Annotated in this window: 21 protein-coding genes; 6 read left to right on the forward strand and 15 right to left on the reverse strand. The window is 70.7% G+C overall.

The features are described from left to right. Positions 1 to 4 precede the first annotated feature (4 nt). The gene (locus BM342_RS00735; protein WP_177232001.1) at positions 5 to 1,075 is read right to left on the reverse strand and encodes a metal ABC transporter substrate-binding protein; all 1,071 of its coding nucleotides are present in this window, start codon (positions 1,073 to 1,075) and stop codon (positions 5 to 7) included. Between the two features lie 118 nt (positions 1,076 to 1,193). Between BM342_RS00735 and BM342_RS00740 the strand changes: the two genes are divergently transcribed. Beyond that, complete coding sequence (locus BM342_RS00740) at positions 1,194 to 1,688, forward strand: GNAT family N-acetyltransferase (RefSeq protein WP_177232002.1); 495 nt, start codon at positions 1,194 to 1,196, stop codon at positions 1,686 to 1,688. Between the two features lie 90 nt (positions 1,689 to 1,778). Here the strand turns inward: BM342_RS00740 and BM342_RS00745 are convergent, their stop codons facing one another. The 4 genes from BM342_RS00745 to BM342_RS00760 form a co-directional block, all read right to left on the reverse strand. Then, entirely contained in the window at positions 1,779 to 3,233 is a 1,455-nt protein-coding gene (locus tag BM342_RS00745) for a dihydrolipoamide acetyltransferase family protein (protein WP_092963604.1), read from the reverse strand. A gap of 59 nt (positions 3,234 to 3,292) precedes the next feature. Next, on the reverse strand, positions 3,293 to 4,252 hold the full coding sequence (locus BM342_RS00750; RefSeq protein ID WP_255368738.1) for an alpha-ketoacid dehydrogenase subunit beta: 960 nt from the start codon (positions 4,250 to 4,252) through the stop codon (positions 3,293 to 3,295). 146 nt (positions 4,253 to 4,398) lie between these two features. Next, positions 4,399 to 5,532 (reverse strand): thiamine pyrophosphate-dependent dehydrogenase E1 component subunit alpha, encoded by a 1,134-nt coding sequence (locus tag BM342_RS00755; protein ID WP_092966327.1) that lies wholly within the window; start codon positions 5,530 to 5,532, stop codon positions 4,399 to 4,401. A 17-nt stretch (positions 5,533 to 5,549) separates the two neighbouring features. After that, the gene (locus BM342_RS00760; RefSeq protein WP_369823145.1) at positions 5,550 to 6,653 is read right to left on the reverse strand and encodes a histidinol-phosphate transaminase; all 1,104 of its coding nucleotides are present in this window, start codon (positions 6,651 to 6,653) and stop codon (positions 5,550 to 5,552) included. A gap of 60 nt (positions 6,654 to 6,713) precedes the next feature. On the opposite strand from BM342_RS00760, the gene BM342_RS00765 reads away from it, so the two are divergent. Beyond that, positions 6,714 to 7,097 (forward strand): phage holin family protein, encoded by a 384-nt coding sequence (locus BM342_RS00765; RefSeq protein ID WP_092963608.1) that lies wholly within the window; start codon positions 6,714 to 6,716, stop codon positions 7,095 to 7,097. Positions 7,098 to 7,142: 45 nt separating this feature from the next. Here BM342_RS00765 and BM342_RS00770 read toward each other — a convergent pair whose 3' ends face one another. The 3 genes from BM342_RS00770 to BM342_RS00780 form a co-directional block, all read right to left on the reverse strand. Beyond that, positions 7,143 to 8,648 carry a hypothetical protein gene (locus BM342_RS00770; protein WP_092963609.1) on the reverse strand — a complete coding sequence of 502 codons (1,506 nt, stop codon included), beginning with the start codon at positions 8,646 to 8,648 and terminating at the stop codon, positions 7,143 to 7,145. Further along, the gene (locus BM342_RS00775) at positions 8,645 to 8,989 is read right to left on the reverse strand and encodes a hypothetical protein (RefSeq protein ID WP_092963611.1); all 345 of its coding nucleotides are present in this window, start codon (positions 8,987 to 8,989) and stop codon (positions 8,645 to 8,647) included. Before BM342_RS00775 ends, BM342_RS00770 begins: the two co-directional genes overlap by 4 nt. A gap of 91 nt (positions 8,990 to 9,080) precedes the next feature. Next, positions 9,081 to 10,001 (reverse strand): aminoglycoside phosphotransferase family protein, encoded by a 921-nt coding sequence (locus BM342_RS00780; protein WP_092963614.1) that lies wholly within the window; start codon positions 9,999 to 10,001, stop codon positions 9,081 to 9,083. Between the two features lie 91 nt (positions 10,002 to 10,092). Between BM342_RS00780 and BM342_RS00785 the strand changes: the two genes are divergently transcribed. After that, positions 10,093 to 10,620 carry a low molecular weight protein-tyrosine-phosphatase gene (locus BM342_RS00785; protein WP_092963616.1) on the forward strand — a complete coding sequence of 176 codons (528 nt, stop codon included), beginning with the start codon at positions 10,093 to 10,095 and terminating at the stop codon, positions 10,618 to 10,620. Beyond that, positions 10,617 to 11,996 (forward strand): adenylosuccinate lyase, encoded by a 1,380-nt coding sequence (gene purB / locus BM342_RS00790; protein WP_092963618.1) that lies wholly within the window; start codon positions 10,617 to 10,619, stop codon positions 11,994 to 11,996. Before BM342_RS00785 ends, purB begins: the two co-directional genes overlap by 4 nt. Before the next feature lie 163 nt (positions 11,997 to 12,159). On the opposite strand, the gene BM342_RS00795 is transcribed toward purB, so the two are convergent. The 5 genes from BM342_RS00795 to BM342_RS00815 all read right to left on the reverse strand — a co-directional run bounded on the left by BM342_RS00795 (position 12,160) and on the right by BM342_RS00815 (position 18,371). Continuing rightward, complete coding sequence (locus tag BM342_RS00795; protein ID WP_092963620.1) at positions 12,160 to 12,483, reverse strand: hypothetical protein; 324 nt, start codon at positions 12,481 to 12,483, stop codon at positions 12,160 to 12,162. Further along, the gene (locus BM342_RS00800; RefSeq protein ID WP_092966331.1) at positions 12,480 to 13,064 is read right to left on the reverse strand and encodes an HdeD family acid-resistance protein; all 585 of its coding nucleotides are present in this window, start codon (positions 13,062 to 13,064) and stop codon (positions 12,480 to 12,482) included. Before BM342_RS00800 ends, BM342_RS00795 begins: the two co-directional genes overlap by 4 nt. Positions 13,065 to 13,203: 139 nt before the next feature. Next, positions 13,204 to 14,625, reverse strand: a complete 1,422-nt coding sequence (pntB, locus tag BM342_RS00805) for a Re/Si-specific NAD(P)(+) transhydrogenase subunit beta (RefSeq protein ID WP_092963622.1) — start codon at positions 14,623 to 14,625, stop codon at positions 13,204 to 13,206. A 31-nt stretch (positions 14,626 to 14,656) separates the two neighbouring features. Continuing rightward, positions 14,657 to 16,255: a Re/Si-specific NAD(P)(+) transhydrogenase subunit alpha gene (locus BM342_RS00810; RefSeq protein WP_092963624.1), complete on the reverse strand. Its 1,599-nt coding sequence runs from the start codon at positions 16,253 to 16,255 to the stop codon at positions 14,657 to 14,659. Between the two features lie 307 nt (positions 16,256 to 16,562). Beyond that, positions 16,563 to 18,371, reverse strand: a complete 1,809-nt coding sequence (locus BM342_RS00815; RefSeq protein WP_092963626.1) for an oleate hydratase — start codon at positions 18,369 to 18,371, stop codon at positions 16,563 to 16,565. A 205-nt stretch (positions 18,372 to 18,576) separates the two neighbouring features. Between BM342_RS00815 and BM342_RS00820 the strand changes: the two genes are divergently transcribed. Further along, positions 18,577 to 19,290 carry an IclR family transcriptional regulator gene (locus tag BM342_RS00820; protein WP_092963628.1) on the forward strand — a complete coding sequence of 238 codons (714 nt, stop codon included), beginning with the start codon at positions 18,577 to 18,579 and terminating at the stop codon, positions 19,288 to 19,290. A 24-nt stretch (positions 19,291 to 19,314) separates the two neighbouring features. On the opposite strand, the gene BM342_RS00825 is transcribed toward BM342_RS00820, so the two are convergent. Continuing rightward, positions 19,315 to 19,935, reverse strand: a complete 621-nt coding sequence (locus BM342_RS00825; protein WP_092963630.1) for a DJ-1/PfpI family protein — start codon at positions 19,933 to 19,935, stop codon at positions 19,315 to 19,317. Positions 19,936 to 20,044: 109 nt separating this feature from the next. Between BM342_RS00825 and BM342_RS00830 the strand changes: the two genes are divergently transcribed. Further along, complete coding sequence (locus BM342_RS00830) at positions 20,045 to 20,386, forward strand: nuclear transport factor 2 family protein (RefSeq protein ID WP_092963632.1); 342 nt, start codon at positions 20,045 to 20,047, stop codon at positions 20,384 to 20,386. 36 nt (positions 20,387 to 20,422) lie between these two features. On the opposite strand, the gene BM342_RS00835 is transcribed toward BM342_RS00830, so the two are convergent. Then, positions 20,423 to 22,378, reverse strand: coding sequence for an FAD-binding monooxygenase (locus tag BM342_RS00835; protein WP_092963634.1), 1,956 nt, complete (start codon positions 22,376 to 22,378; stop codon positions 20,423 to 20,425). Positions 22,379 to 22,504 lie beyond the last annotated feature (126 nt).

Below are 22,504 nucleotides of genomic sequence, written 5' to 3' on the forward strand. Positions count from 1 at the left end.
GGGGTCATCCTTGCAGCGTCGCCGGGAGCGCGGAAGGCTCCACGCCCCACGACTCGACGATCAGCCGGGTGTTGTGGATCTGCGAGCCGACGTACGTCGCCCCCTCGGTGCCCTCGGCGCCGAGCGAGTCGCCGTAGAGCGCATCGGGGCCCGAGTAGACGGTCACTCCCGCCTCGCGGGCGATCGCCTCGGCCGCCTTCGGCGACAACGACGCCTCTGAGAAGACCGCCTTCGTTCCCGTCGCGGTGATCGCGGCGACGAGGTCGTCGATCTCGGCCGCGCTCGGCTCGGCATTGTCGTCGAAGCTCGGGATGACGCTGCCGACGAAGTCGATGTCGTAGGCGTCGACGTAGTAGGTGAAGGCGTCGTGGTTCGTGACGAGCAGGCGCTGCCCCTCCGGCACCTGGCCGACGCTCTCCTCGATCCAGTCGTCGAGGTCGTCGAGCTGGGCCAGGTACGCCGACTCCGCGGCGCCGAGCGATGCGGTGTCGACACCCGCGAGTCCGGCGAGGCCGTCGGCGATGTTCTCGACCATGTGCTCCGCGAGCTCGGGGTCGGTCCAGATATGGGGGTTACCGGCGCCGTGGTCGTGGTCGTGGTCGTCGTCCGCGGCTTCGGACGCCGTGTCGTCGTGGTCCGTGTCGTCGGCGTCGTGATCGTGGTCGTGGTCGTCGGTCGCGAAGAGCTCGATGCCCGTGCTCGAGTCGATGAGCACGCCGTCGAAGCCCGCCGCCTGCAATGCGTCGTCGAGCCACGATTCGAGGCCCGCGCCGTTCATGACGACCGCGTCCGCGTCGGCGAGGGCGAGCAACTGCGCTGCCGACGGATCGAAGCTGTGCGCACTCTGCCCGGGGGAGAGGAGCTGGGTCACGTCGGCCTGCTCGCCGACGAGCTCGTGCACGAAGTCGCCGACCTGTGTCGTGGTCGCCACGATCCGCAACCCCGCGGTACCGCCGGATGCGGCGGAGGTCGCCGGGGTCGCGCACCCGGCCAGCAGCAGCGTTCCGGCGCCGACCGTCGCGAAGGCGGCGAGGACGGGAAGTGTGCGCGAGGAACGATGGCGGGAGTGCGTCATGCGTTCGAACCTACGCTTATTGATAATGATTGTCAAAACCATCACGAACGTTGCGCGTTCGTGAAATGTGCGCGTGCGGCGCTCGCGGTTGTCGGTCGCCCGTGCGAGCATGAAGCACGTGGATACGACGACCCCCGCACTCACGTTGCATCCGTTCACCGTCGAAGACGCCGAACGGCTCCTCTCCGGCGAGGTCGACCCGCGCGACGGCTGGGAGGGCGGCTATTCGTTCACCGAAGAGCCCGAGCTCCTGCGCGAGTTCGTCGATGCCGTCCGGGCATCCGGCGACCCGGCGCCGTTCGGCCCCTACCTCGTGCACCTGGCCGACGGCGACGTCGCAGGCGCCGCCGTGGGCGGGGTGAACCTGTTCGGGCCGCTGTCCGACGACGGGATCATCGAGTTCGCCTTCGCCCTCGTTCCGGCGGCGCGAGGCCGCGGCCTCGCGGCGCAGGTCGTGCGCGAGGCGCTCGCACTGGCCCGCGCCAACGGGGCGCGCACCGTGCGTGCCGATGCCGAGATCTCGAACCTGCCCGCCCGTCGGGTGCTCGAGCAGGCCGGCATGGCCGAGCACGCGCGCACCGACGACTCGATCACCTACGCGATCCGCTTCTAGGCCGCCGCAGAGACGAGCGAATCGTCTCCAGCCCCGCGGAGCACCAGGCTCGCTTAGCACCGGACCCGCGGAACGCCCGGGGCGCCTCGACTACTCGAGCAGCAGCGCCGGCTCCTCGATGATCGACGCCACGTCTGCGACGAACCGCGACACCACGTCGCCGTCGACGACCCGGTGGTCGAACGATCCGCCGATCGTCGTGACGAAGCGCGGGCGCACCTCGCCGTCGACGACCCACGGCTTCTGCTTGATCGTGCCGAGGGCGACGATGCCGACCTCGCCTGGGTTCAGGATCGGGGTGCCGGTGTCCATGCCGAAGACGCCGATGTTCGTGATCGTGATCGTGCCGCCCTGCATCTCGGCCGGCTGCGTCTTGCCCTCGCGGGCGGTGAGCGTCAGCTTCTCGAGCGCGGTCGCCAGCTCGACCATCGACATGTCCTGCGCGTTCTTCACGTTCGGCACGATCAGTCCGCGCGGGGTCGCCGCGGCGATGCCGAGGTTCACGTAGTGCTTCACGATGATCTCGTCGTCGGTCCACTGCGCGTTCACGGTCGGGTTGCGGCGCACGGCCCAGAGCATGGCCTTGGCCATGATCAGCAGCGGCGAGATCCGGATGCCGGCGTAGTCGGGCGAGGCCTTCAGCCGCTTCAGGTACTCCATGGTGCGCGAGGCGTCGACATCGACGAACACCGACACATGCGGTGCGGAGTATGCACTCTGCACCATGGCGCTCGCGATCGCCTTGCGCACGCCCTTGACCGGGATACGCGTCTCGCGATCCGACGGCACCTCGGGCGTCTGGATGTTGCGGAACACGCTCGCCTGGCTCGCCTCGCGGATCACGTCGTCGCGGGTGATGTCGCCGATCGGCCCGGTCGGCGCGACGCGCGAGAGGTCGACGCCGAGGTCCTTGGCGAGCTTGCGGATCGGCGGCTTCGCGATCACGGGCACGCCGGAGTCGGGGCGCGCGGGCGCGGACGCCGCGCCGTCGGCAGGTGCCGGCGCCGGTGCCGGGGGAGCGGGCGGAGTAGGGGCAAGGTGCTCGTGCGCGCCACCCGGCGACGGATGCCGCTGGCGTCGGCGCGTGCCGGCGGGGCCCGACGACCCGTGGCCGACCAGTACGGCACCGCCGCCCTCGGACGGGGTGGGCGCGTGCGAGGCGACCGTGGACGCCGGAGCGGGCGCACCAGGAGCAGCAGCGGGAGCGCCGGCGGCAGCCGGCGGTGCGGCCGGTGCACCGGGAGCCGCCGCGACGGCGGACTCCGCAGGCGCGGGTGCCGGCGCGGCGGGCGCGCCCGCGGCATCCGCCGTCTGCACCACGAGGATGGGCGTGCCGACGTCGACCGTCGCGCCTTCGGCGACGAGCAGCTCGGTCACGACGCCCTCGAATGCGCTCGGCAGCTCGACCAGGGACTTCGCGGTCTCGATCTCGACGAAGACCTGGTCGAGCACGATCGAATCCCCGGGCGCGACGCGCCACTGGACGATCTCGGCCTCGGTGAGTCCTTCACCGACGTCGGGCAACGGGAACCGGATCTCAGTCATATGTCCACCCTCGCAGTCGATCTATGCCGTCAAGGTCATATTGAATTCGTGTGTCGTCGTCAGTACGCGAGCGCGCGGTCGACGGCTTCGAGCACCCGGTCGGGGCTCGGCAAGTACTCGGTCTCGAGTGCGGCCGGCGGGAACGGCGTGTCGAAGCTCGACACCCGCAGCACGGGCGCCTCGAGCGAATAGAAGGCGCGCTCTGCGACGGTCGCCGCGATCTCGGAGCCGACGCTGACCGAGCCGTACGCCTCTTGCGCGACGACGAGCCGGCCGGTGCGGTTCACCGACTCGAGCAGCGGCCCGTAGTCGATGGGGGAGAGCGAGCGCAGGTCGACGACCTCGAGGCTCGTGCCTTCGCCCGCGGCGATGTCGGCGGCCTGCAGCAGGGTCGAGATCATCGCGCCGTGCCCGACGACCGTGACATCGGTGCCCGAGCGGATGACGCGGCTCGCGTGCAGCGCGACACCTGAGCGATCGAGGTCGACCGGGCCCTTCGGCCAGTACCGGCTCTTGGGCTCGAAGAACAGCACCGGGTCGTTCGAGGCGATGGCCTCCTGGATCATCCAGTACGCATCGTGCGGGCTCGACGGGCTGACGACGCGCAGTCCGGGCGTGTGCGCGAAGTACGCCTCGGGACTCTCCTGGTGGTGCTCGATCGAGCCGATGTGCCCGCCGTACGGCACGCGGATCACGATCGGCATCGGCATGCGGCCGTCGTGCCTCAGGTTCATGCGCGACAGCTGCGTCGTGATCTGGTCGAACGCCGGGAAGATGAACCCGTCGAACTGGATCTCGAGCACGGGCCGGTAGCCGCGCATCGCGAGGCCGATGGCCGTGCCGACGATGCCCGACTCGGCGAGCGGGGTGTCGAGCACGCGGTGGTCGCCGAACTCGGCCTGCAGTCCCTCGGTGACGCGGAACACGCCGCCGAGCGGACCGATGTCCTCGCCCATGAGCAGCACCTTTTCGTCGGCGCGCAGCGCCTCGCGGAGGCCGGCGGTGATGGCCTTGGCCATCGACAGGGTCTGCACGCCCTTCACGCCCGGTTCGGCCCGGACTGCGGATGCCCCGGCGTCGTCGCCCGCGGGCGCGGGCACGTTCGACTCGGTCGCCGTGGCCGGCTCGATCGCTCCGGCCTGCAGCTGCTCCTCGATGTCGGTGCTCATGCCGCGCCTCCTTCGAATCCGGTCTCGTAGGCCTGGAGCCAGGCCGCCTGCTCGACCATGAGCGGGTGCGCCTCGCTGTACACGTGCTCGAAGATCGTCTCGCGCGTCGGCGCCGTGAGCTCGAGGGCCCGCTTGCGGACGTCGCTCGCGACATCCGCCGCCTCTTCGTCGACGGAGTCGAAGAACGCCGCCGAGGCGCCGCGGGACTCGAGCCACGCGCGGTAGCGGATGATCGGGTCGCGTTCGGCCCAGTAGGCGACCTCGTCGTCGGTGCGGTACTTGGTGGGGTCGTCGGCCGTGGTGTGCGCGCCCATGCGGTACGTGAGCGCCTCGATGAAGCTCGGCCCCTGGCCCGCGCGGGCCTCTTCGAGCGCGACGCGGGTGGCCGCGTAGCTCACGAGCACGTCGTTTCCGTCGATGCGCAGGCTCGGCATGCCGAAGCCCGCGCCGCGGAGCGAGAGCGGGGTGCGCGACTGCCGGGAGACCGGCACCGAGATCGCCCACTGGTTGTTCTGCACGAAGAAGACCTCGGGCGCCTGGTAGCTCGCGGCGAACACGAGCGCCTCGCTGGCGTCGCCCTGCGAGGTCGAGCCGTCGCCGTAGTACACCAGCACCGCGGCATCCGTCTCGGGGTCGCCCGTGCCCGACGCGCCGTCGAACTTGATGCCCATGGCGTAGCCCGTCGCGTGCAGCGTCTGCGAGGCCAGGACGAGCGTGTAGAGGTGGAAGTTGCCGTTCTCGGCGGGGTTCCACCCGCCGAGGGTCGCCCCACGCAGCAGCCCGAGGATGCGCACCGGGTCGAGCCCGCGGATCATGCCCACGATGTGCTCGCGGTACGACGGGAAGATGTGGTCCTGCGGACGCGAGGCTCGCGCGGAACCGACCTGCGCCGCCTCTTGGCCGTGGCTCGGCACCCAGAGGGCGAGCTGGCCCTGGCGCTGCAGGTTGGCGCCCGTGACGTCGAGGCGACGCGAGATGACCATGTCCCGGTGGAACTGCTCGAGCTCGGCGTCGCCGAGCGCCTCGATCAGCGGAAGGTAGGCCTCGGCCTCGGGGGAGGGCCGGAGCGCTCCCTCAGGGGTCAGCAGTTGCACCGTCGGCGCGGTGAATTCTCGTTCCTGGGCGACCACGAGTTTCACGCTACCCGCTACTCGGGGCGCCCTTCTTGTGAACGCGGTACAAGCTCTTCGAGAATCCCGAGGAGGATATCGACAGACTCGTGCTCGCCGATCGACACGCGGATGCCCTCGGGCGGGAAGGCGCGCACGACGACTCCTGCATCGAACAGGCGCTCGGCCACGGCGGTCGTGGCGTCGCCCGTCGGCAGCCAGACGAAGTTGCCCTGGGCGTCCGGAACGGCCCAGCCCTGCGCGAGCAGGCCGGCGTGGAGACGCCCCCGGCGCTCGACCAGCTCGTCGACCCTGGCCAGCAGTTCGGCCTCGGCCGCAGGCTCGAGCGAGGCGATGCCCGCGGCTCCGGCGGCTGCCGTGACCCCGAGCGGGATCGCCGTCGAACGCGCCGCATCGAGGATCGGCACGGGGCCGATCGCGTAGCCGACTCGGAGTCCGGCGAGGCCGTAGGCCTTCGAGAACGTGCGCAGCACGACGAGGTTCGGGTACCGGCCGATGAGCGTGCGGCCGTCGACGGATGCCTTGTCGCGCACGAACTCGATGTAGGCCTCGTCGAGCAGCACGAGCAGGTCGCCGGGCACGCGTGCCATGAACGCCTCGAACTCGGCCGCGGTCACCGCGACCCCGGTCGGGTTGTTGGGGGAGCAGACGATGACCACGCGCGTGCGGTCGGTGATCGCGGCCGCCATGGCGTCGAGGTCGTGCCCGTGGTCGGCTCGGTTCGGGATCTGCACGCTCTTCGCGCCTGCGACGGTCACGAGGCCCGGATAGGCCTCGAACGAACGCCAGGAGTAGAGCACCTCGTCGCCCGGCGCGGCGGCCGCGAGGATGAACTGCGCGAGCAGCGCGACCGAGCCGTCGCCGATGAGCACCTCGTCGGACGTGACGCCGAATCGCTCGCCGAGCCGCTCGCGCAGGGCGAGCGCGGTCGCGTCGGGGTACCGGTTGATCTGCGACGCCGTCGCCGCGACCGCCTCGACCACGCCGGGGAGCGGATCGAACGGATTCTCGTTGCTGGAGAGCTTGTAGCCCTCGGCGGGCGCAGGGCGCCCCTGTCGGTACGGGGGAAGCGCGGCGATCTCAGGGCGGAGGCGGATGCCCGGCGCCGTCGACTCGGGAATGGTCACGGTTTCCACGCTACCTTCTCGCCCATGCCGCGTCGCGTCTGCGAGAGTGGCCTCATGCGCTTCCTCATCAAGGTCCTCGTCGTCGCATTCGCCCTCTGGCTCACGACCCTGCTCGTCGACGGCGTCAATGTCGTGCCGTACGAGGACACCACGATCGGAACGGTGCTCACGTACCTGCTCGTCGCGGCGATCTTCGGCCTCGTGAACGCGATCATCGGCACGTTCATCCGGGTGATCGCCTTCCCGCTGTACGTCCTGACCCTCGGACTCATCTCCTTCATCGTGAACGGCCTGCTGCTGCTGATCGTCGACTGGCTCAGCGACCTCATGGGCTTCGGCCTCGTGGTCGAGAGCTTCTGGTGGGGCGTGCTCGGGGCCCTCGTGCTCGGCCTCTTCAGCTGGCTCATCGGCCTCGTGGTGCGGCCGAGCCGGGACTGACCGCGGCGCCGGCCCCTGATCGGGCTCTCCCCGGATGCCGACCTGCTACTCCCGTTCGGCTCGCCACTCGGTGCGTTCGCCGACGGTGCCGCCCGTGAACGCGACGATGCGGGCGCGGAACGCGGTGAGCCGCGGATCGTCGGATTCGTCCATCAGGGCCATCGTGCGGCCGTACTCGACGAGTTGGTGGGCGGGCAGCACGACGGCGCCGTCGTAGCCGGGCTCCACCGCCCGACGCGAGACGACCTGCACGCTCGACGCGTGTCCTGAGCCGCCGGTGGCGGGAACGAGGTCGTCCTCGTGCTCGACCGAGATGAACGCTCGCCCGTCGGGGATCTGCGCCGAGGCCACCGGCCCGCCCAGGTTCATGCCGCCGACCACGTTGAGCTCGGGGTCCGCGGCGAGGCCGGCCGCGATCACGCCGCCGCCCGAGTGCCCGACCGCGAGGATCGGGTCGTCGGGCTCGGCTCCGGCCGCAACGAGGGCCTCGCGGACGGCGCGTTCGGCCGCGCCCGAATCGGCTCCGACGGGGCGAATGCCGTCGATCGGCGAGTCGTCGGCGATGCCGTGCACGTTCGAGGTCATGTCGAACGGCTGCGCGCCGGCCACGATGCCGAAGTCGACCGTGCCGCCGATGTAGACCATCCAGCGATTCTCGCCGTCGACGGAGTAGCGCTCGACGGCCACCTGGGCGGTTCCGTCACTGCGCGGGATGCGCTCCGCCACGTCTTCGTAGCCGCTCGGCGGGATCGCGACACCCGGCGTCGGCGGCGGTGCGACGGCCGACTGATGCGACGGGGCGACGCCGACGCGTGCGCCGCTGACGCGTGCGACACCGACCGGGCCGTCGACGAGGGTCCGCCCGGTCGTCAGCCCCAGCACGCCGGCCGCTCCGAGCAGCAGCGACGCGCTCTCGGGCGCACCGATCATGCGCCCGACGCCTGCGGCACCCGGCACGTGCATCGCGGCGAGCAGCACGTCGTCGGCATGGTCGGCGGACGTTCGCACGAGTCGCACGAACGCCGGATCGCCGAGGATGCCGCGATGCTGCTCGAGCCACCGTCGCGTCGAGCCCGTGATCGCGGTCTCGGGCTCCGCACCGAACGCGTGCGCCAGACCGAACACCACGGCGGCCGGCAGCACGAGCGGCAGCATCGCGATCAGCGAGCCGGCGAGCGCCTGCGGCCCCACGAACCCGAGCGCGCGGGCCCCGAGCTCGCCGCCGAGGTCCCACAGCGCACTGACGAGCCGCTCGGTCCAGCCGTACCGTTCGGCGCTCTGCTCCAGCGCGCGCCGCGCCTCGGATACCCGCGCGGCGACCTCGACGAGACGTTCGCCCGCCGAGCGCACCTCCGCCTCGGGCCAGGGGAGCGACCCGCTCGCCGACGCTTCGTCGGCGAGGTGCAGCGACCTCGTGCGGATCCGGTCGAGGCGCTCGATCCAGCGCTGCACGACCGCCTCGGCCCGTGCGAGGCGGCTCGCATCGGCGAAGAGCGTGTCGACGGCGACCGACGTCGACCCGGCGCCCCCGATCGTCAGGGTGTCGCTCACGAGGCCGGCCGCATGGCGAGTGCCGCGTCGAGGTCGTCGACCCTCGTCTGCAGGGCGTGTGCGCACGACGACAACCCGCCCTCGGCCCTCACGAGTTCGGCGGCGATCGAGCCGAGCGTCTCGCGAAGCCCGACGAGCACCTCCGCATACGCGGTGCCCGCGGGCGAGCACCACTCGACAGGCGCCTCGGGCAGCTCGGTTCGAGCACCGACGGCGAGGTCCTCGGCGAGCTCGCGAACGTCGTCGCGGAGGCTCCGCACGGCGGAGACCTGTTCGGGCGTCGCCGCGGTGCCGCTCCAGATCGCCAGCATCGCGCGGTCGTAGGCGTCGTTCGTCGTCATCGCGCCAGTCTCGCGATGGCGCGCTTCGGGCTGCGGCCCGCGGCATCCGTCATCCGAACCGGCCTCGTGGGCCACGACTGTGGAGGGGCGGTCAGACGTGCTCGTTCACGATCTCCGCCAGCACGCGCGCGCCGAGGCGACCGAGCGGACTGCGCGCATCGGTCGCGTCGACCATCGCCGTGGCCAGCACGAGGGCCCAGCCCTGCGCACGCTCCCACTTCGCGGCATCGATGCGGGCGCCTCGCCCGGTTCCCGCCCCCATGAGGGCCTCGACGCGCCGCTCGAACCGCTCGCGCCCGTGCCGGCCGAACGTCAGCCAGGCCGTCGCGAGATCGGTCGCAGGGTCCCCGGACGTGAGGTCGCCGAAGTCGACGACCGCGGCGAGCGATCCGTCGTCGTGCAGCAGCAGGTTGCCGGGGTGCAGGTCGCCGTGCAGCCAGCACGGCGGTCCCTGCCAGACGGATGCCGAGAGCGCCCGATCCCACGCACGCCCCACGCCCTCGGGGTCGGCCACACGACCGCCGGCGAGCCGCGCGCGCACCGAGGCGTCGCGCGCGGCCAGCGGCACGCCGCGGAACGCGTTGCGAGGCGCGTCGGCGGGCGCGGGCGCCCCGAGCGCGAACACGAACTCCGCGAGGGCGTCGGCCGCGGCATCCCTCGCGGGCTCCGAGAACCCGAGGGCCGCGGATCCCGGAAGCCACGGCACGATGCTCCAGGGGGCGTCGTACCCGAACTCGGGGGCGGGCGCGCCCGCCCGGATCGGCGCGGGAACCGGCACCGGAAGCCCGGCGGCGAGCCCGGGGAGCCACCGCTGTTCGTGCAGCACGAGGGGAACCGCGAGCTCGCGCCGCGGCATCCGCACCGCGAGGTCGTCGCCGAGCCGGAACATCACGTTGTCCCACCCGTTGGTCTCGCGGCGCACCGGCCCCGCGAGGTCGGGATGCTGCGCCGCGACGAGTCGGACCACGAGCGCCTCGTCGGGGTGCAGGTCGGGCTCCGGCGCATCGGCCATCGTCGCACTCCTCCTCCGTACGCGGACGCTGGTCAGCGTACGCCCCAAGATTCTGCTGCGCCCGGCGCGCATCGCCGCCATGATTGAGGGCATGACGCGTGCGGACGCCGCTGGGGGATCCGCGCAGCCGTTCCGAGTGTCATTCGTCTGCACGGGCAACATCTGCCGGTCGCCGATGGCAGAGGCCGTGCTGCGCTCGCTCGCCGAACGCGAGGGAGTCTCCTCGCGCATCCAGATCGAATCGGCGGCGACCGGAGACTGGCACGTCGGCGAGCAGGCCGACCGGCGCACGATCGAGGCCCTCGAGCGCGCGGGCTACGACGGGTCGCGCCATCGCGCCCGCCAGTTCGACCCGACCGACTTCCCGAACCTCGACCTCGTCGTCGCGTTCGACCGCGGCCAGGCGCGCATCCTGCGCAACTGGGCGCACGGCTCGGCCGACCAGCAGAAGGTTCGGCTGCTGCTCGAGTTCGACGCGGAACTCGCCGTGCTGCAGGACGTCCCGGACCCCTACTACTCGGACTCAGCGGCCTTCGATCGAGTTCTTGGGATGATAGAGCAGGCGACGCAGGCGCTCTTCCGCCAACTCGCTCCCGCTCTCAGACAAGGAATCCGATGACTTCGCTGCCTCCCCAGCCGCTCAGCCCGCTCGACGGACGGTACCGCGCCGCCGTCGGAACCCTCGGCGAGCACCTCTCCGAAGCCGGCCTGAACCGCGCTCGCGTGCACGTCGAGGTCGAATGGCTCATCGCGCAGACCGACCGCGGCTTCTTCGGAACCTCGCCCCTTTCCGCCGACCAGCAGGCCGCCCTGCGCCGTGTCGTGACCGAGTTCGGCCAGCCCGACATCGACGAGCTCGCCTCGCTCGAGGCCACCACGCGCCACGACGTCAAGGCCGTCGAGTACTACGTGCGCCGTCGGCTCAGCGACCTCGGCCTCGATCGCCTCGCCGAGCTCACGCACTTCGCGTGCACGAGCGAGGACATCAACAACCTGTCGTACGCGGTGACCGTGCGCGACGCGGTGCAGCAGGTCTGGCTGCCGAAGTACCGTGCCGTCATCGCGGCGATCGCCGAGCTCGCCGTCGCGCACCGCGACGACGCCATGCTCTCTCGTACGCACGGGCAGCCGGCGACGCCCTCGACCATGGGCAAGGAGCTCGCGGTCTTCGTCTACCGCCTCGAGCGCATCGCGAAGCAGGTCGAGGCCACCGAGTACCTGGGCAAGTTCTCTGGCGCGACGGGCACGTTCTCTGCGCATGTCGTCGCGGCTCCGGATGTCTCGTGGCCCGAGGTCTCGCGCGACTTCGTCGAATCGCTCGGCCTCACGTGGAACCCGCTGACCACCCAGATCGAGTCGCACGACTGGCAGGCCGAGCTCTACGGCCGCATCTCGCACGCGAACCGCGTGCTGCACAACCTCGCGACCGACATCTGGACCTACATCTCGCTCGGCATCTTCCGCCAGACGCCCGTCGCGGGCGCGACCGGTTCGTCGACCATGCCGCACAAGGTCAACCCGATCCGCTTCGAGAACGCCGAGGCGAACCTCGAGCTGTCGAGCGCCCTGCTCGACTCGCTCGCCGCGACACTCGTCACGAGCCGCATGCAGCGCGACCTCACCGACTCGAGCGCGCAGCGCAACATCGGCGTCGGCTTCGGCCACTCGATGCTCGCGCTCGACAACATCCAGCGCGGTCTCGGCGAGATCGACCTCGACCTCGACGTGCTCGCGGCAGACCTCGACGGCAACTGGGAGGTGCTCGGCGAGGCGATCCAGACCGTCATCCGCGCCGAGGTCGCCGCGGGCCGCTCGAGCATCGCCGACCCGTACGCGCTGCTCAAGGAGCTCACGCGCGGCAAGCGCATCGGTCAGGCCGACCTCGTCGAGTTCGTGAACGGCCTCGAGATCGGCGACGACGCGAAGCAGCGCCTGCTCGCGCTCACGCCCGGCACCTACACGGGCATCGCGTCGAGCCTGGTCGACCGCATCTGACCTCGCGCTCGGCGCAGCGTTGCTCTCGCGTTCGGGAGGAGACTGCCGCGAGGGGAGGACCGCATCGCGGATCGGCTCCTCCCGCGGCGCGGATCTCCTCCCGAACGCTCGCTCCGCGGCCGACGTGTCCGCCGGCTGATGAATCGGGCAGCCGAAGTCGAGGTCAGTGAGCCCTGGGGGCCTCGGGCGTGCCAGGCGCGTCGCCCGTGGGCGCGTCGCCGTCGCGCTCTGCCCGTGCAGCGGCGTCGTCGTCGAGTTCGGCCGACTCCGCGGCATCGGGCTTGATGGTCATCGCCAGCAGCGCGAGCACGACGAGCACGATGATGAACACGCCGCCAGTGCCGATGGCCGCGAGCACGAGGTCGCGCGTGACGCCGAGCGTGATGACGCCGACGAAGATCGCGGCGATGGCCGCGCCGCCGACGTACTCCGCCGGGCGGAGCACCTCGCGACGGCTCGGCTGGTAGTCGCCAGGGGGCTTGCTCACGAGAGACGCTCCGATCCGGATGTCTGGGCGTCGGCCGCTTCGGCCCACTTCAACGAGAAGCCTCCGATGAGCAGGTAGACGCCGAGCACCACGAGGTATCCGCCGATGAGGCCCACGGCGGTGACCGTGTCGGGCGGCAGCAGCAGGAAGACGATGGCGAGGATCGCCGTGAATGCGCCGCCGACGATCCAGTCGCGCGCGGCGGCGGTGCGACCGCGGCCGCGCAGGCCCGCGTAGAGCTCGACGAAGCCCGTGACCGCGGCCCACGCGCTCACGAGGAACAGCAGGAACGGCAGTCCGCCCGGCACAGTGAGCGCGAGCAGGCCGGCGACGACGGTCACGACGGCATTGATCGCGAAGAGCGAGCGGATGCCGCGGTCCTCGAGCTTGCGCAGCGCGAGCGCGCCGACCACGAGGCCGGACACGACCGCCCAGACGCCGAACGCCTTCAGGCCGAAGGCGGCCGAGTGGTCCTGCGAGAACGTGATGACCACGGCCGGCACGAGGGCGAGGAGTCCGCGGACGACCGGGACGACCCAGTACTGGGCGCGCTCCGGGGCGGCATCGCGGGCGGTGGCCACGGCGACCTCTTTCACTTCGGAGGGGGGTACCGATCCATCCTACGCGTCGCGGGCGCGCGAACCTGTGAGCCGGCAGCGGCCGGACGGCGCGGCCCGCGCAGCGGCCGGACGGCGCGGCAGCGCCGCGGCCGGCCGTGCGTCAGAGCGCCCGCAGGATGTCCTCGACCCGGTCCTTCGCGTCGCCGAAGAGCATCTGGGCGTTGTCCCGCGTGAACAGGGGGTTCGCGACCCCGGCGTACCCGGCGGCCATCGAGCGCTTGAACACGATGACGTTCGAGGCCTCCCAGACGCGCAGCACGGGCATGCCGGCGATCGGGCTGCCCGGGTCCTCCGAGGCTGCGGGGTTCACGGTGTCGTTCGCGCCGATGACGAGCACGACCGAGGTCTCGGCGAAGTCGTCGTTGATCTCGTCCATCTCCTCGACGACGTCGTAGGGCACCTTCGCCTCGGCGAGCAGCACGTTCATGTGCCCCGGCAGGCGCCCGGCGACGGGGTGGATGCCGAAGCGCACGCCGATGCCCCGCTCACGCAGCTTCGCCGTCAGCTCGGCGACCGGGTACTGCGCCTGCGCGACGGCCATGCCGTAGCCGGGCGTGATGATGACGCTGGTCGCGTCGCGCAGCAGCGCGGCGGCATCCGATGCCTGGATCTCGTGCGTCTCGCCCTGCACCTCGCCGGAGGAGGTGGGCGCGGCGATGCCGAACCCGCCCGCGATGACCGAGATGAACGAGCGGTTCATGGCCTTGCACATGATGTACGAGAGGTACGCACCGGACGAGCCGACGAGTGCGCCGGTCACGATGAGCAGGTCGTTGTTCAGCAGGAAGCCCGCCGCGGCCGCGGCCCAGCCCGAGTAGCTGTTCAGCATCGAGATGACGACGGGCATGTCACCGCCGCCGATCGAGGCGACGAGGTGCCAGCCGAGGGCGAGGGCGAGGGCGGTCACGACGACGAGCAGCCAGAGCTCGGGGGTGATGACGTACCAGACCGTGAGCACGACGAAGGCGACGAGGGCACCGAGGTTGAGCGCGTTCTTGCCCGGCAGCATGAGCGGTGCGGACTTCATGCGCGCCGAGAGCTTGAGGAACGCGACGATCGAACCGGTGAAGGTGACGGCGCCGATGAAGACGCCGATGAAGACCTCGGCATGGTGGATGTCGAGCAGCGCACCGGTCATGGGGGTTTCCTCGAGGGCCCCGTTCCAGCCGACGAGCACCGCGGCGAGGCCGACGAAGCTGTGCAGCAGGGCGATGAGCTCGGGCATGCCGGTCATCTCGACGACGCGGGCCCTCCAGAGGCCGATCGCCCCGCCGATGAGCACGGCCCCCGCGAGGAGGCTGAGGCCGAGCGTCGCCTGCGGCGAACCCCAGGCATCCGCGACGACGACGCCGACGGTGGCGATGAGCGCGATGGCCATGCCGGCGATGCCGTAGCCGACACCGGCCTTGGCGGTTTCCTGCCTGCTGAGGCCTGCGAGGCTGAGGATGAACAGCAGCGCGGCGACGATGTACGCGGCTCCGGCGATCGACGCCGGGGTGAGCAGTGCGGTGGTCTCTGGCACGTTTTCGGGCTCCTGGTCGGGTTCTCGGGCGTCAGTCGTTGCGGCCTGCGGCGGCGGCCCCGGGGGCCGCGGCCTCCGAGGCGTGTCCGCGCGCGAACATCGCGAGCATGCGTCGGGTGACGGCGAAACCGCCGAAGACGTTGATCGAGGCGAGCAGCACCGCCACCGCGGCGAGCACCTGCACCACGGGCTCGGGGCTCGTGATCTGCACCATGGCGCCGACGACGATGATGCCCGAGATGGCGTTCGTGACGCTCATGAGCGGAGTGTGCAGGGCATGCGCGACCTTGCCGATCACGTAGAAGCCGACGACCACCGAGAGCACGAGCACCGTGAAGTGCTGGGGGAGCGGCGGCGGCGCCACGGCGTTGACGGCGAACAACGCGGCGATGCCGAGCGCGACGAGCGAAACCTTCTTGACCGGTGTCATCGGTGTGCGCGCCGGCTTCGCGGGCTTCGCGCCGGCTTCGACCGGAGCAGCGGATGCCGCGGCCGGCGCCGCCGACACCTGCACCGGCGGGGGCGGCCATGTGACCGATCCGGGCTGGGTGACCGTCACCGAGCGCTGCACGACGTCGTCGAAGTCGAGCACGAGCTCGCCGTCCTTGCCCGGCGTCAGGAGCTTGAGCAGGTTCACGACGTTCGTGCCGTAGAGCTGCGAGGCCTGCGTGGGCAGGCGCGAGGCGAGATCCGTGTAGCCGAGGATCGTGACCCCGTTCGGCGTGACGACGCGCTCGCCCGCGACCGAGCCGGCGACGTTGCCGCCCTGGCCCGCCGCCATGTCGACGACGACGCTGCCCGAGCGCATGCTCGCGACATCCGCCGCCGTGATGAGCTTCGGCGCCGGTCGACCCGGGATCAGCGCGGTCGTGATGATGATGTCGACGTCGGCGGCCTGCTCGGAGTAGATCTCCGCTGCGCGCCGGTCGTAGTCCTCGCTCGTGGCCTTCGCGTACCCGTCGGTCGACTGCATCTGCTCGGCGACCTCGACCTTGAGGTACGTGCCGCCGATCGACTTCACCTGGTCGGCCACCTCGGGCCTGGGGTCGGTCGCGCGCACGATCGCCCCGAGGCTCGATGCTGCGCCGATCGCCGCGAGACCGGCGACGCCCGCACCGGCGACGAGCACCTTCGCCGGCGGCACCTTGCCCGCCGCCGTCACCTGGCCCGTGAAGAACCGGCCGAACTCGTGCGCGGCCTCGACGACCGCGCGGTAGCCCGAGATGTTCGACATCGAGCTCAGCACGTCCATCGACTGCGCACGGGAGATGCGGGGCACGGCGTCCATCGCCAGCGCGGTGACGCCGTGGTCGGCGAGCGCCTGCAGCAGCGCCGGGTTGAACGCGGGCGCGAGCAGTCCGACGATCGTCGAGCCGGGAACGAGCGCCGCGATGTCGGCCTCGGTGGGCGCATTCACGAGGAGCACGATCTCGCTGCCGAGCGCCGTCGCACGCGAGGTGATCTCGGCGCCCGCCTCGACGTACGCGGCATCGGGGAACGACGACCGCGCGCCCGCTCCGGCCTCGACGGACACCTCGTAGCCGAGGGCGACGAGCTGCTTCACGGTCGCGGGCGTCGCGGCGACGCGAGACTCGGGGCTGTGCTCGGTCACGATCCCGATGCGGGACATGGGTGCTCCTTCACGTCGAGGCGCCCGCTGGTGCGGCGCTGCGGCTTGGGCGGCCGACGCCTCGGGTGCACTGACGTGCGGTGCGGCGACGGTGCTGCGAGCACCACCATAGGCGCTGTTCGGCGCCGCGGGCAGCACCTTCCGATGCGTTCCGCGGATGCCGGTGGCAGCCGTTCGGGTGGTCGTGCTCGGGGATCAGCGTAGGGGTCGCTGTCGACCCCTACGCCGATGTTTCTTCGCCGTGGCCGTGAAGGATCCGCGATTCTTTCACCCAGCAGAAATGCCGGGACGCTCGCGGGCGTTCAGGTCACTCGATGGCGTCGTCGGCCCTCGTGCGCGGGGCGGTGCCGCCGTGCGCGGGGATCAGGCCGAAGTCGGTGAGCAGTTCGCCCATCTGCGTGTTGTCGAGCTTGTCGAGCACGCGACCCTTGACGAAGTTCGGTCCGGGGATGTGCACGGCCTCGCCGTCGGCCAGACGGTTCGTGGCCTTGAGCAGCCACCGGATGTCGTACGTCGAGTTGAAGACCTCCGGCACTCCTCGGTCGACACCGAGCAACCGGTACGCGGCCTCCATGCCCGTGCGCACGGAGTACTCGGTCGTGAAGATCGTGTCGCGCGTCGTCTCGGCGAACTGGCCGATGAACGCGAAGTTCACGGCACCCTCGGGCACGACGTCCGGACGATCGCCCGCACGCCGCGGCATGAAGAACGAGTCGATGTACGGCATCATGACGGGCACCGCGGTGGCGGCATTCGCAGCGAGCTCGGGGATGTCGCCCACGGGAACGCCCAAGTGGAACAACCACTCCTGCGTGATTTCCTCGCCGGTGCACTCCTGCATCGTCTTCTTCACGTAGTCGCCCGGCACGTCGGAGAACAGCGAGTAGAACCACACGACGATCTCGTCGGGCGACTGGTTCTTGAAGTGCGGCTGACGGTTGACCGTCCAGCTGAGCAGCCAACTCGAGTCCTTCGCGGTGACGATGCCGCCGGTGACGACCTTGCCGCTGAAGGGATCGCGCTGCGCGATCTTCTCGATGTACGCGGGGATGCGCTCGTCGAGCGTCGTGATCGTCGCGGACTCCCACTTGGTCTCGGCGAAGTTGCCGGCGAAGACGTCGGGGTGCCCGAACGCCGCATCCTTCTCGGCGATCCTGCGCCACAGGTCCCAAGCGGGTGCCGGACCGGTCTTGAGCACGGCCGGGGTGTGGTGATCGCCCTCGTCGGAGTTCTCGGTGAGCGAGCCGATCGTGGCGAGCACGAGATCGTGCTCGCCGAGGTCGACTCCGCCGTCGCCGTGCTCGTCGACCCAATGGATGCGGGTCGCCTGCTTGCGATCGGCCGTGATCTCGAAGTCGATGTCGGTCACGGTCGTCGAGAACCGGAAGGTGACGCCCTGGTCGAGCAGCCACCGGTACATGGGCAGCACGAGCGACTCGTACTGGTTGTACTTGGTGAACTTGAGGGCCGAGAGGTCGGGCAGTCCGCCGATGTGGTGGATGAAGCGGTGCAGGTAGAGCTTCATCTCGAGCGCCGAGTGCCACTCCTCGAACGCGAACATCGTGCGCCAGTACAGCCAGAAGTTGCTCGCGAGGAAGTCTGCCCCGAAGACATCCGTGATGCGCTTGCCCTCCACCTGCTCGCGGGTGGCGAGGATGATGTCCACGATGTCCTTCTGCGCCTTGGCGCTCAGCGTGAACAGCTTGTCGGTGTGGGCGTCCTGCCCCTGCTTCTCGGTCACCCGGCAGAGCGAGTAGTTCGGGTCGTCCTTGTTGAGCCAGTAGAACTCGTCGAGCACGCTCGCGCCCTCGATCTCGAGAGAGGGGATGGTGCGGAAGAGGTCCCACAGGCATTCCATGTGGTCCTCCATCTCGCGCCCTCCGCGGATGACGAAACCCTTCTTCGGCTTCCTGATGCCGTCGAGCGCACCGCCCGGCAGGTGGAGCTCCTCGAGGATCGTGATCTTCGAGCCCGGCAACTGGCCGTCTCGGATCATGAACACGGCCGACGACATCGACGCGAGCCCCGCGCCCACGAACCAGGCCGTCTTCTCGTCGACCCCTTCGGGCTTGCGCGGGCGCGCGAAGGCCTCGTAGTTTCCGCTGCTGTAGTACATGCATCTCCCCCCGGATCGTCGCACTGCGACGGCGCGCAGCACCGACTTCAACGCTATCGAGCGGATGCCGCGGGCGCACGGGTGCGGCCGTGCACGTCTGTGCGTGTTCACCTGCCCGCCGCGTGCCGGGTCACGTTCTCGCGAGGCGACAGCTCGCATTCCGTCGGGTATGTTCGGATATCGAACGCGATTCGAAGGGGACGGCATGGCGGCCGAGGGCACGGGCAGCGCGGGATCCCAGACGCTGAGCCGCGGCATCCGCCTGCTCGAACTGCTCGCCGACGCCGACCGCAACCTCTCGATCGACGAGCTCGCCGCCCAGCTCGGCGTGCATCGCTCGGTCGCCTACCGGCTGCTGCGCACGCTCGAGGACCACGGGCTCGTCGCCCGCGACAACGCCGGCCGCATCACGCTCGGCACCGGGCTCGCCGCCCTCGCCTCGGGCGTTGCTCGCGACCTGCAGCAGGTCGCCCTGCCCGAGCTCAGCGAGGTCGCCAACGAACTCGGCATGACCTGCCTGCTCGCGGTGCAGGTCGACGCCGACGAAGCCGCGACGCTCGTGAGCGCGGCGCCCCGCCAGAGCATGGCGGTCGTGTCGTACCGCCCGGGCCACCGGCATCCGCTCACGCGCGGCGGCCCCGGCAAGGCGATCCTGCTGTCGCTGCCCGAGCACCAGTGGGCGGATGCCGCGACGCCCGCCCTGCGCGCCGAGATCGCCGAGAGCCGCGAGCGGGGCTACGCCGTGAGCCACGACGAGGTCGTGCCCTCACTCCGGTCGGTCGCGGTGCCGCTCGAGCTCCCCGGGCAGCCGCACGCGGCGATCGCCGTGATCCACGTGTCGTTCTCGCGCCCCGAGGCCGAGATCGCAGCGCGTCTCACGGCCGCCGCCGCGAGCGTGCGACGCGCGTACGGCGCCTGAGCGCGGCAGACAACGGGATCCGGATCAGCCGAGTTCGACGAGCGCGTAGTAGTACTTCGGGTCTCCGGTGGAGTAGAGGGCGTACCAGGCTTCGAGCACGGGTCGGCGAACCGAGCCGAGCACCTCGAACACCGTCTTCGCGAACTCGAGCGGAGCCGTCGCGGAGGCGGTGATCACCTGCCGGTCGACCACGGTCGGGGCCTGCTCGTATCGGCTCGCGCCGCGGTACTCGGCCGCGAAGGCGGGGTACTCGGGGGCGTTGCTCGTATGGCGACGATCATCGAGCATGCCGGTGCGCGCGAGGCCGAGCGTGCCGCCGCAGATCGCGGCCACCGCGACCCCCTCGGCCTCGAGCCGGGTCGCGAGGGCCAGGACCTCGTCGTGCCCGCTCGCCCAAGTCGACGCACCGGGAAGCACGAGCATCGCGATGCGGTCGACGTCGAGGTCTTCGAGTGCCGCGTCGGGCTGGAGTGCGAGACCGCCGGCCGTGCGCACGATGCCGGTCGTCTCGCCGGCGACGACGAGCCGGTGGGCACCCTTCGTCATGCCCAGTCCGGCGACCAGATGGCCGTACTCCCAGTCGGCCATCGTGTCGGTCGCGTAGAGCACGACAAGTCGTGCGTCGGAAGCGTCATCGATCGGCATGCCGCCATGATCCGGCACGCCACGGACATCCGGATCCGGGGAGATCGAGGTCCTGCTCCGGTGTGCCCGACACCTGGCCGGCGAGGCGATCACTGAGTAGCCTGCGGGCATGAGCGAGCTCAGCAGCGTGGAGACCGTCGATGCCTTCATGCGCGCGTTCCGTGAGCAGAACCGCGAACGGGCAGAAAGCCTCATGGCCGATGACTTCGTGTTCACGAGTCCCCAGGACGATCATCTCGACAAGGCCGCCTGGCTCGAGCGATGCTTCCCGACGGCCGGACACTTCGATCAACCGGCGCGAACCCTGCAACTCGTGGAGGCGGACGGGGTCGTCCTGCATCGCTACGAGTACCTGGTGAACGGTCGCAGGTGGCGGAACACCGAGGCGACGACGGTCAGGGACGGTCGCGTGCGGGAGGTGGAGGTCTACTTCGGCGGCGCGGTCGACTGATCCGGGCGGAGGGGCCGTAGACCATCGCCGTCCGCGTCAGCGCGACAGCAGCGCTCCCCGGAAGAACTCGGCGAGCTCGGCCGTCGCCGAGAGCGGCAGCACCTGCGCGACGTAGTGGTCGGGGCGCACGACCACGACCACGCCGTCGCGTGAGAGGCCGCGCTCCTCGAAGACGTCGTGCTCGGGGTCGACCCCGTAGACCTTCTCGTAGTCGGTGAGGCCGAACGGCCCGGTCGCGGGCCGGAACACCGCCGGCGTCTGCATGAGGTCCACCTCGCCGTGCGGCTGCTGGTAGACGACCTTCACGTCGAACAGGTCGTCGAAGCTCCCGCCGTCGGGCACGTGCACGGCCAATGGAGAGTCGGATGCCTCGGCGAGCCAGGCGGCCCACGACGCCAGCGCCGAGTCATCCGCCCGCGAGATCGCGCCGTCGGCGAACGCGTAGATGCGCCACCGGCCGTCGGCGCGGTGGTGGTGCCCGAGGTGCACCGGATTGCCGTCGCACACGCGCGAGACTGGCGCGGACTTGAACCGCTTGCCGACCGGGAACCCGGTCGCGAGCTGCTGGTGTCCGTCATCGCCCACGATCATCGACGGCGTGTACTGCGTCATGAACCCGGCCGGGAACTCGAACGTGCGCACGTAGAAGTCCTCGAGCTCGGCGGGGTCGCCGAGGTCTTCGGGCTTCGTGGCCATGAGCTTCGACCATTCGCGGTCGAAGTCGATGAGCTCCTTCGCGACGACGTGCCGCTCGGCGTGGTAGGTCTCGAGCAGCGCCGGGTCGGCGCGGCCGTCGAGCACGTGCCCGAGCTTCCAGCCGATGTTCCACCCGTCCTGCATCGAGACGTTCATGCCCTGGCCGGCCTTGGCGCTGTGCGTGTGGCAGGCGTCGCCGGTGATGAACACGCGCGGCGTGCGGGTGCCCTGCTCGTCGAGCGGTACGTCATCGAAGCGATCGGTGACGCGGTGGCCCACCTCGTAGACCGAGTGCCATGGCACGTTGCGCACGTCGAGCGAATACGGATGCAGGATGTCGTTCGCCTTCGCGATGACCTGCTCGAGCGTCGTCTGGCGCACAGCACCGTGATCGTCTTCCGGCACCTCGCCGAGGTCGACGTACATGCGGAAGAGCTGCCCGCCCTCGCGCGGGATGAGCAGGATGTTGCCCGCCTCGGACTGGATCGAGCACTTCGTGCGGATGTCGGGGAAGTCGGTGACCGCGAGCGTGTCCATGACGCCCCAGGCGTGGAACGACTGCGCGCCGACGTGCTGCGCGCCGATCGCCTCGCGCACCTTGCTGCGCGCGCCGTCGGCGCCGACCACGTACTTGGCGCGCACCGTGCGACGCTCGCCGGTGAGCTCGCCGTCGAGGGCGACCGCGTGGGAGGCGTCGCCGGCTCCGACGCTCACGCCGGTCGCGCGTTCGAGCGTCACGGTGACCGGATACTCGGGCAGCTCACCGGCCGGACCGGGTTGCGCGACCTCGAGGCCGACGAACTCCCACCCGTAGTCGGGCACGAGGCGGCCGGGGGAGTTGCGGGCGAACTCGGCGAAGTAGTCGAGCACGCGCGCCTGGTTGACGATGAGATGCGGGAACTCGCTGATTCCGGTGGGGTCGTCGGGGGTGACGGCCGCGCGGTGGATGTTCGCGTGGTTCTCGGGGTCGGGCTTCCAGAACGCCATCTCGGTGATGCGATAGGCCTCGGCGATGATGCGCTCGGCGAACCCGAAGGCCTGGAAAGTCTCGACGCTGCGCGCCTGGATGCCGTCGGCCTGCCCGATCGCCAGTCGTCCGCCGCGGCGTTCGACGAGCCGGGTCGACACGTTCGGGAACTGCGCGAGCTGCGCCGCGGCGACCATGCCGGCCGGGCCCGACCCGACGATGAGCACGTCGACCTCGTCGGGCAGGGCCTCTGGGCGATCGATTCCGATGCCCGCGGCGGGCTCGATGCGCGGGTCTCCGGACACGTAGCCGTGGTGGTGGAACTGCACGGGCTCTCCTCACGTCGTCGTGGGTCGTTGTGGCGATCGCCGCGTGTTCTATAAACGAACACGCTATTCCGATATCGCTCAGCCAGTGTAGATCGAGGGCGCGATCGGGACAAGCGGATGCCGCGG

The organism is Agromyces sp. CF514, from assembly GCF_900113185.1.
In the GTDB taxonomy this organism is placed as follows: domain Bacteria; phylum Actinomycetota; class Actinomycetes; order Actinomycetales; family Microbacteriaceae; genus Agromyces.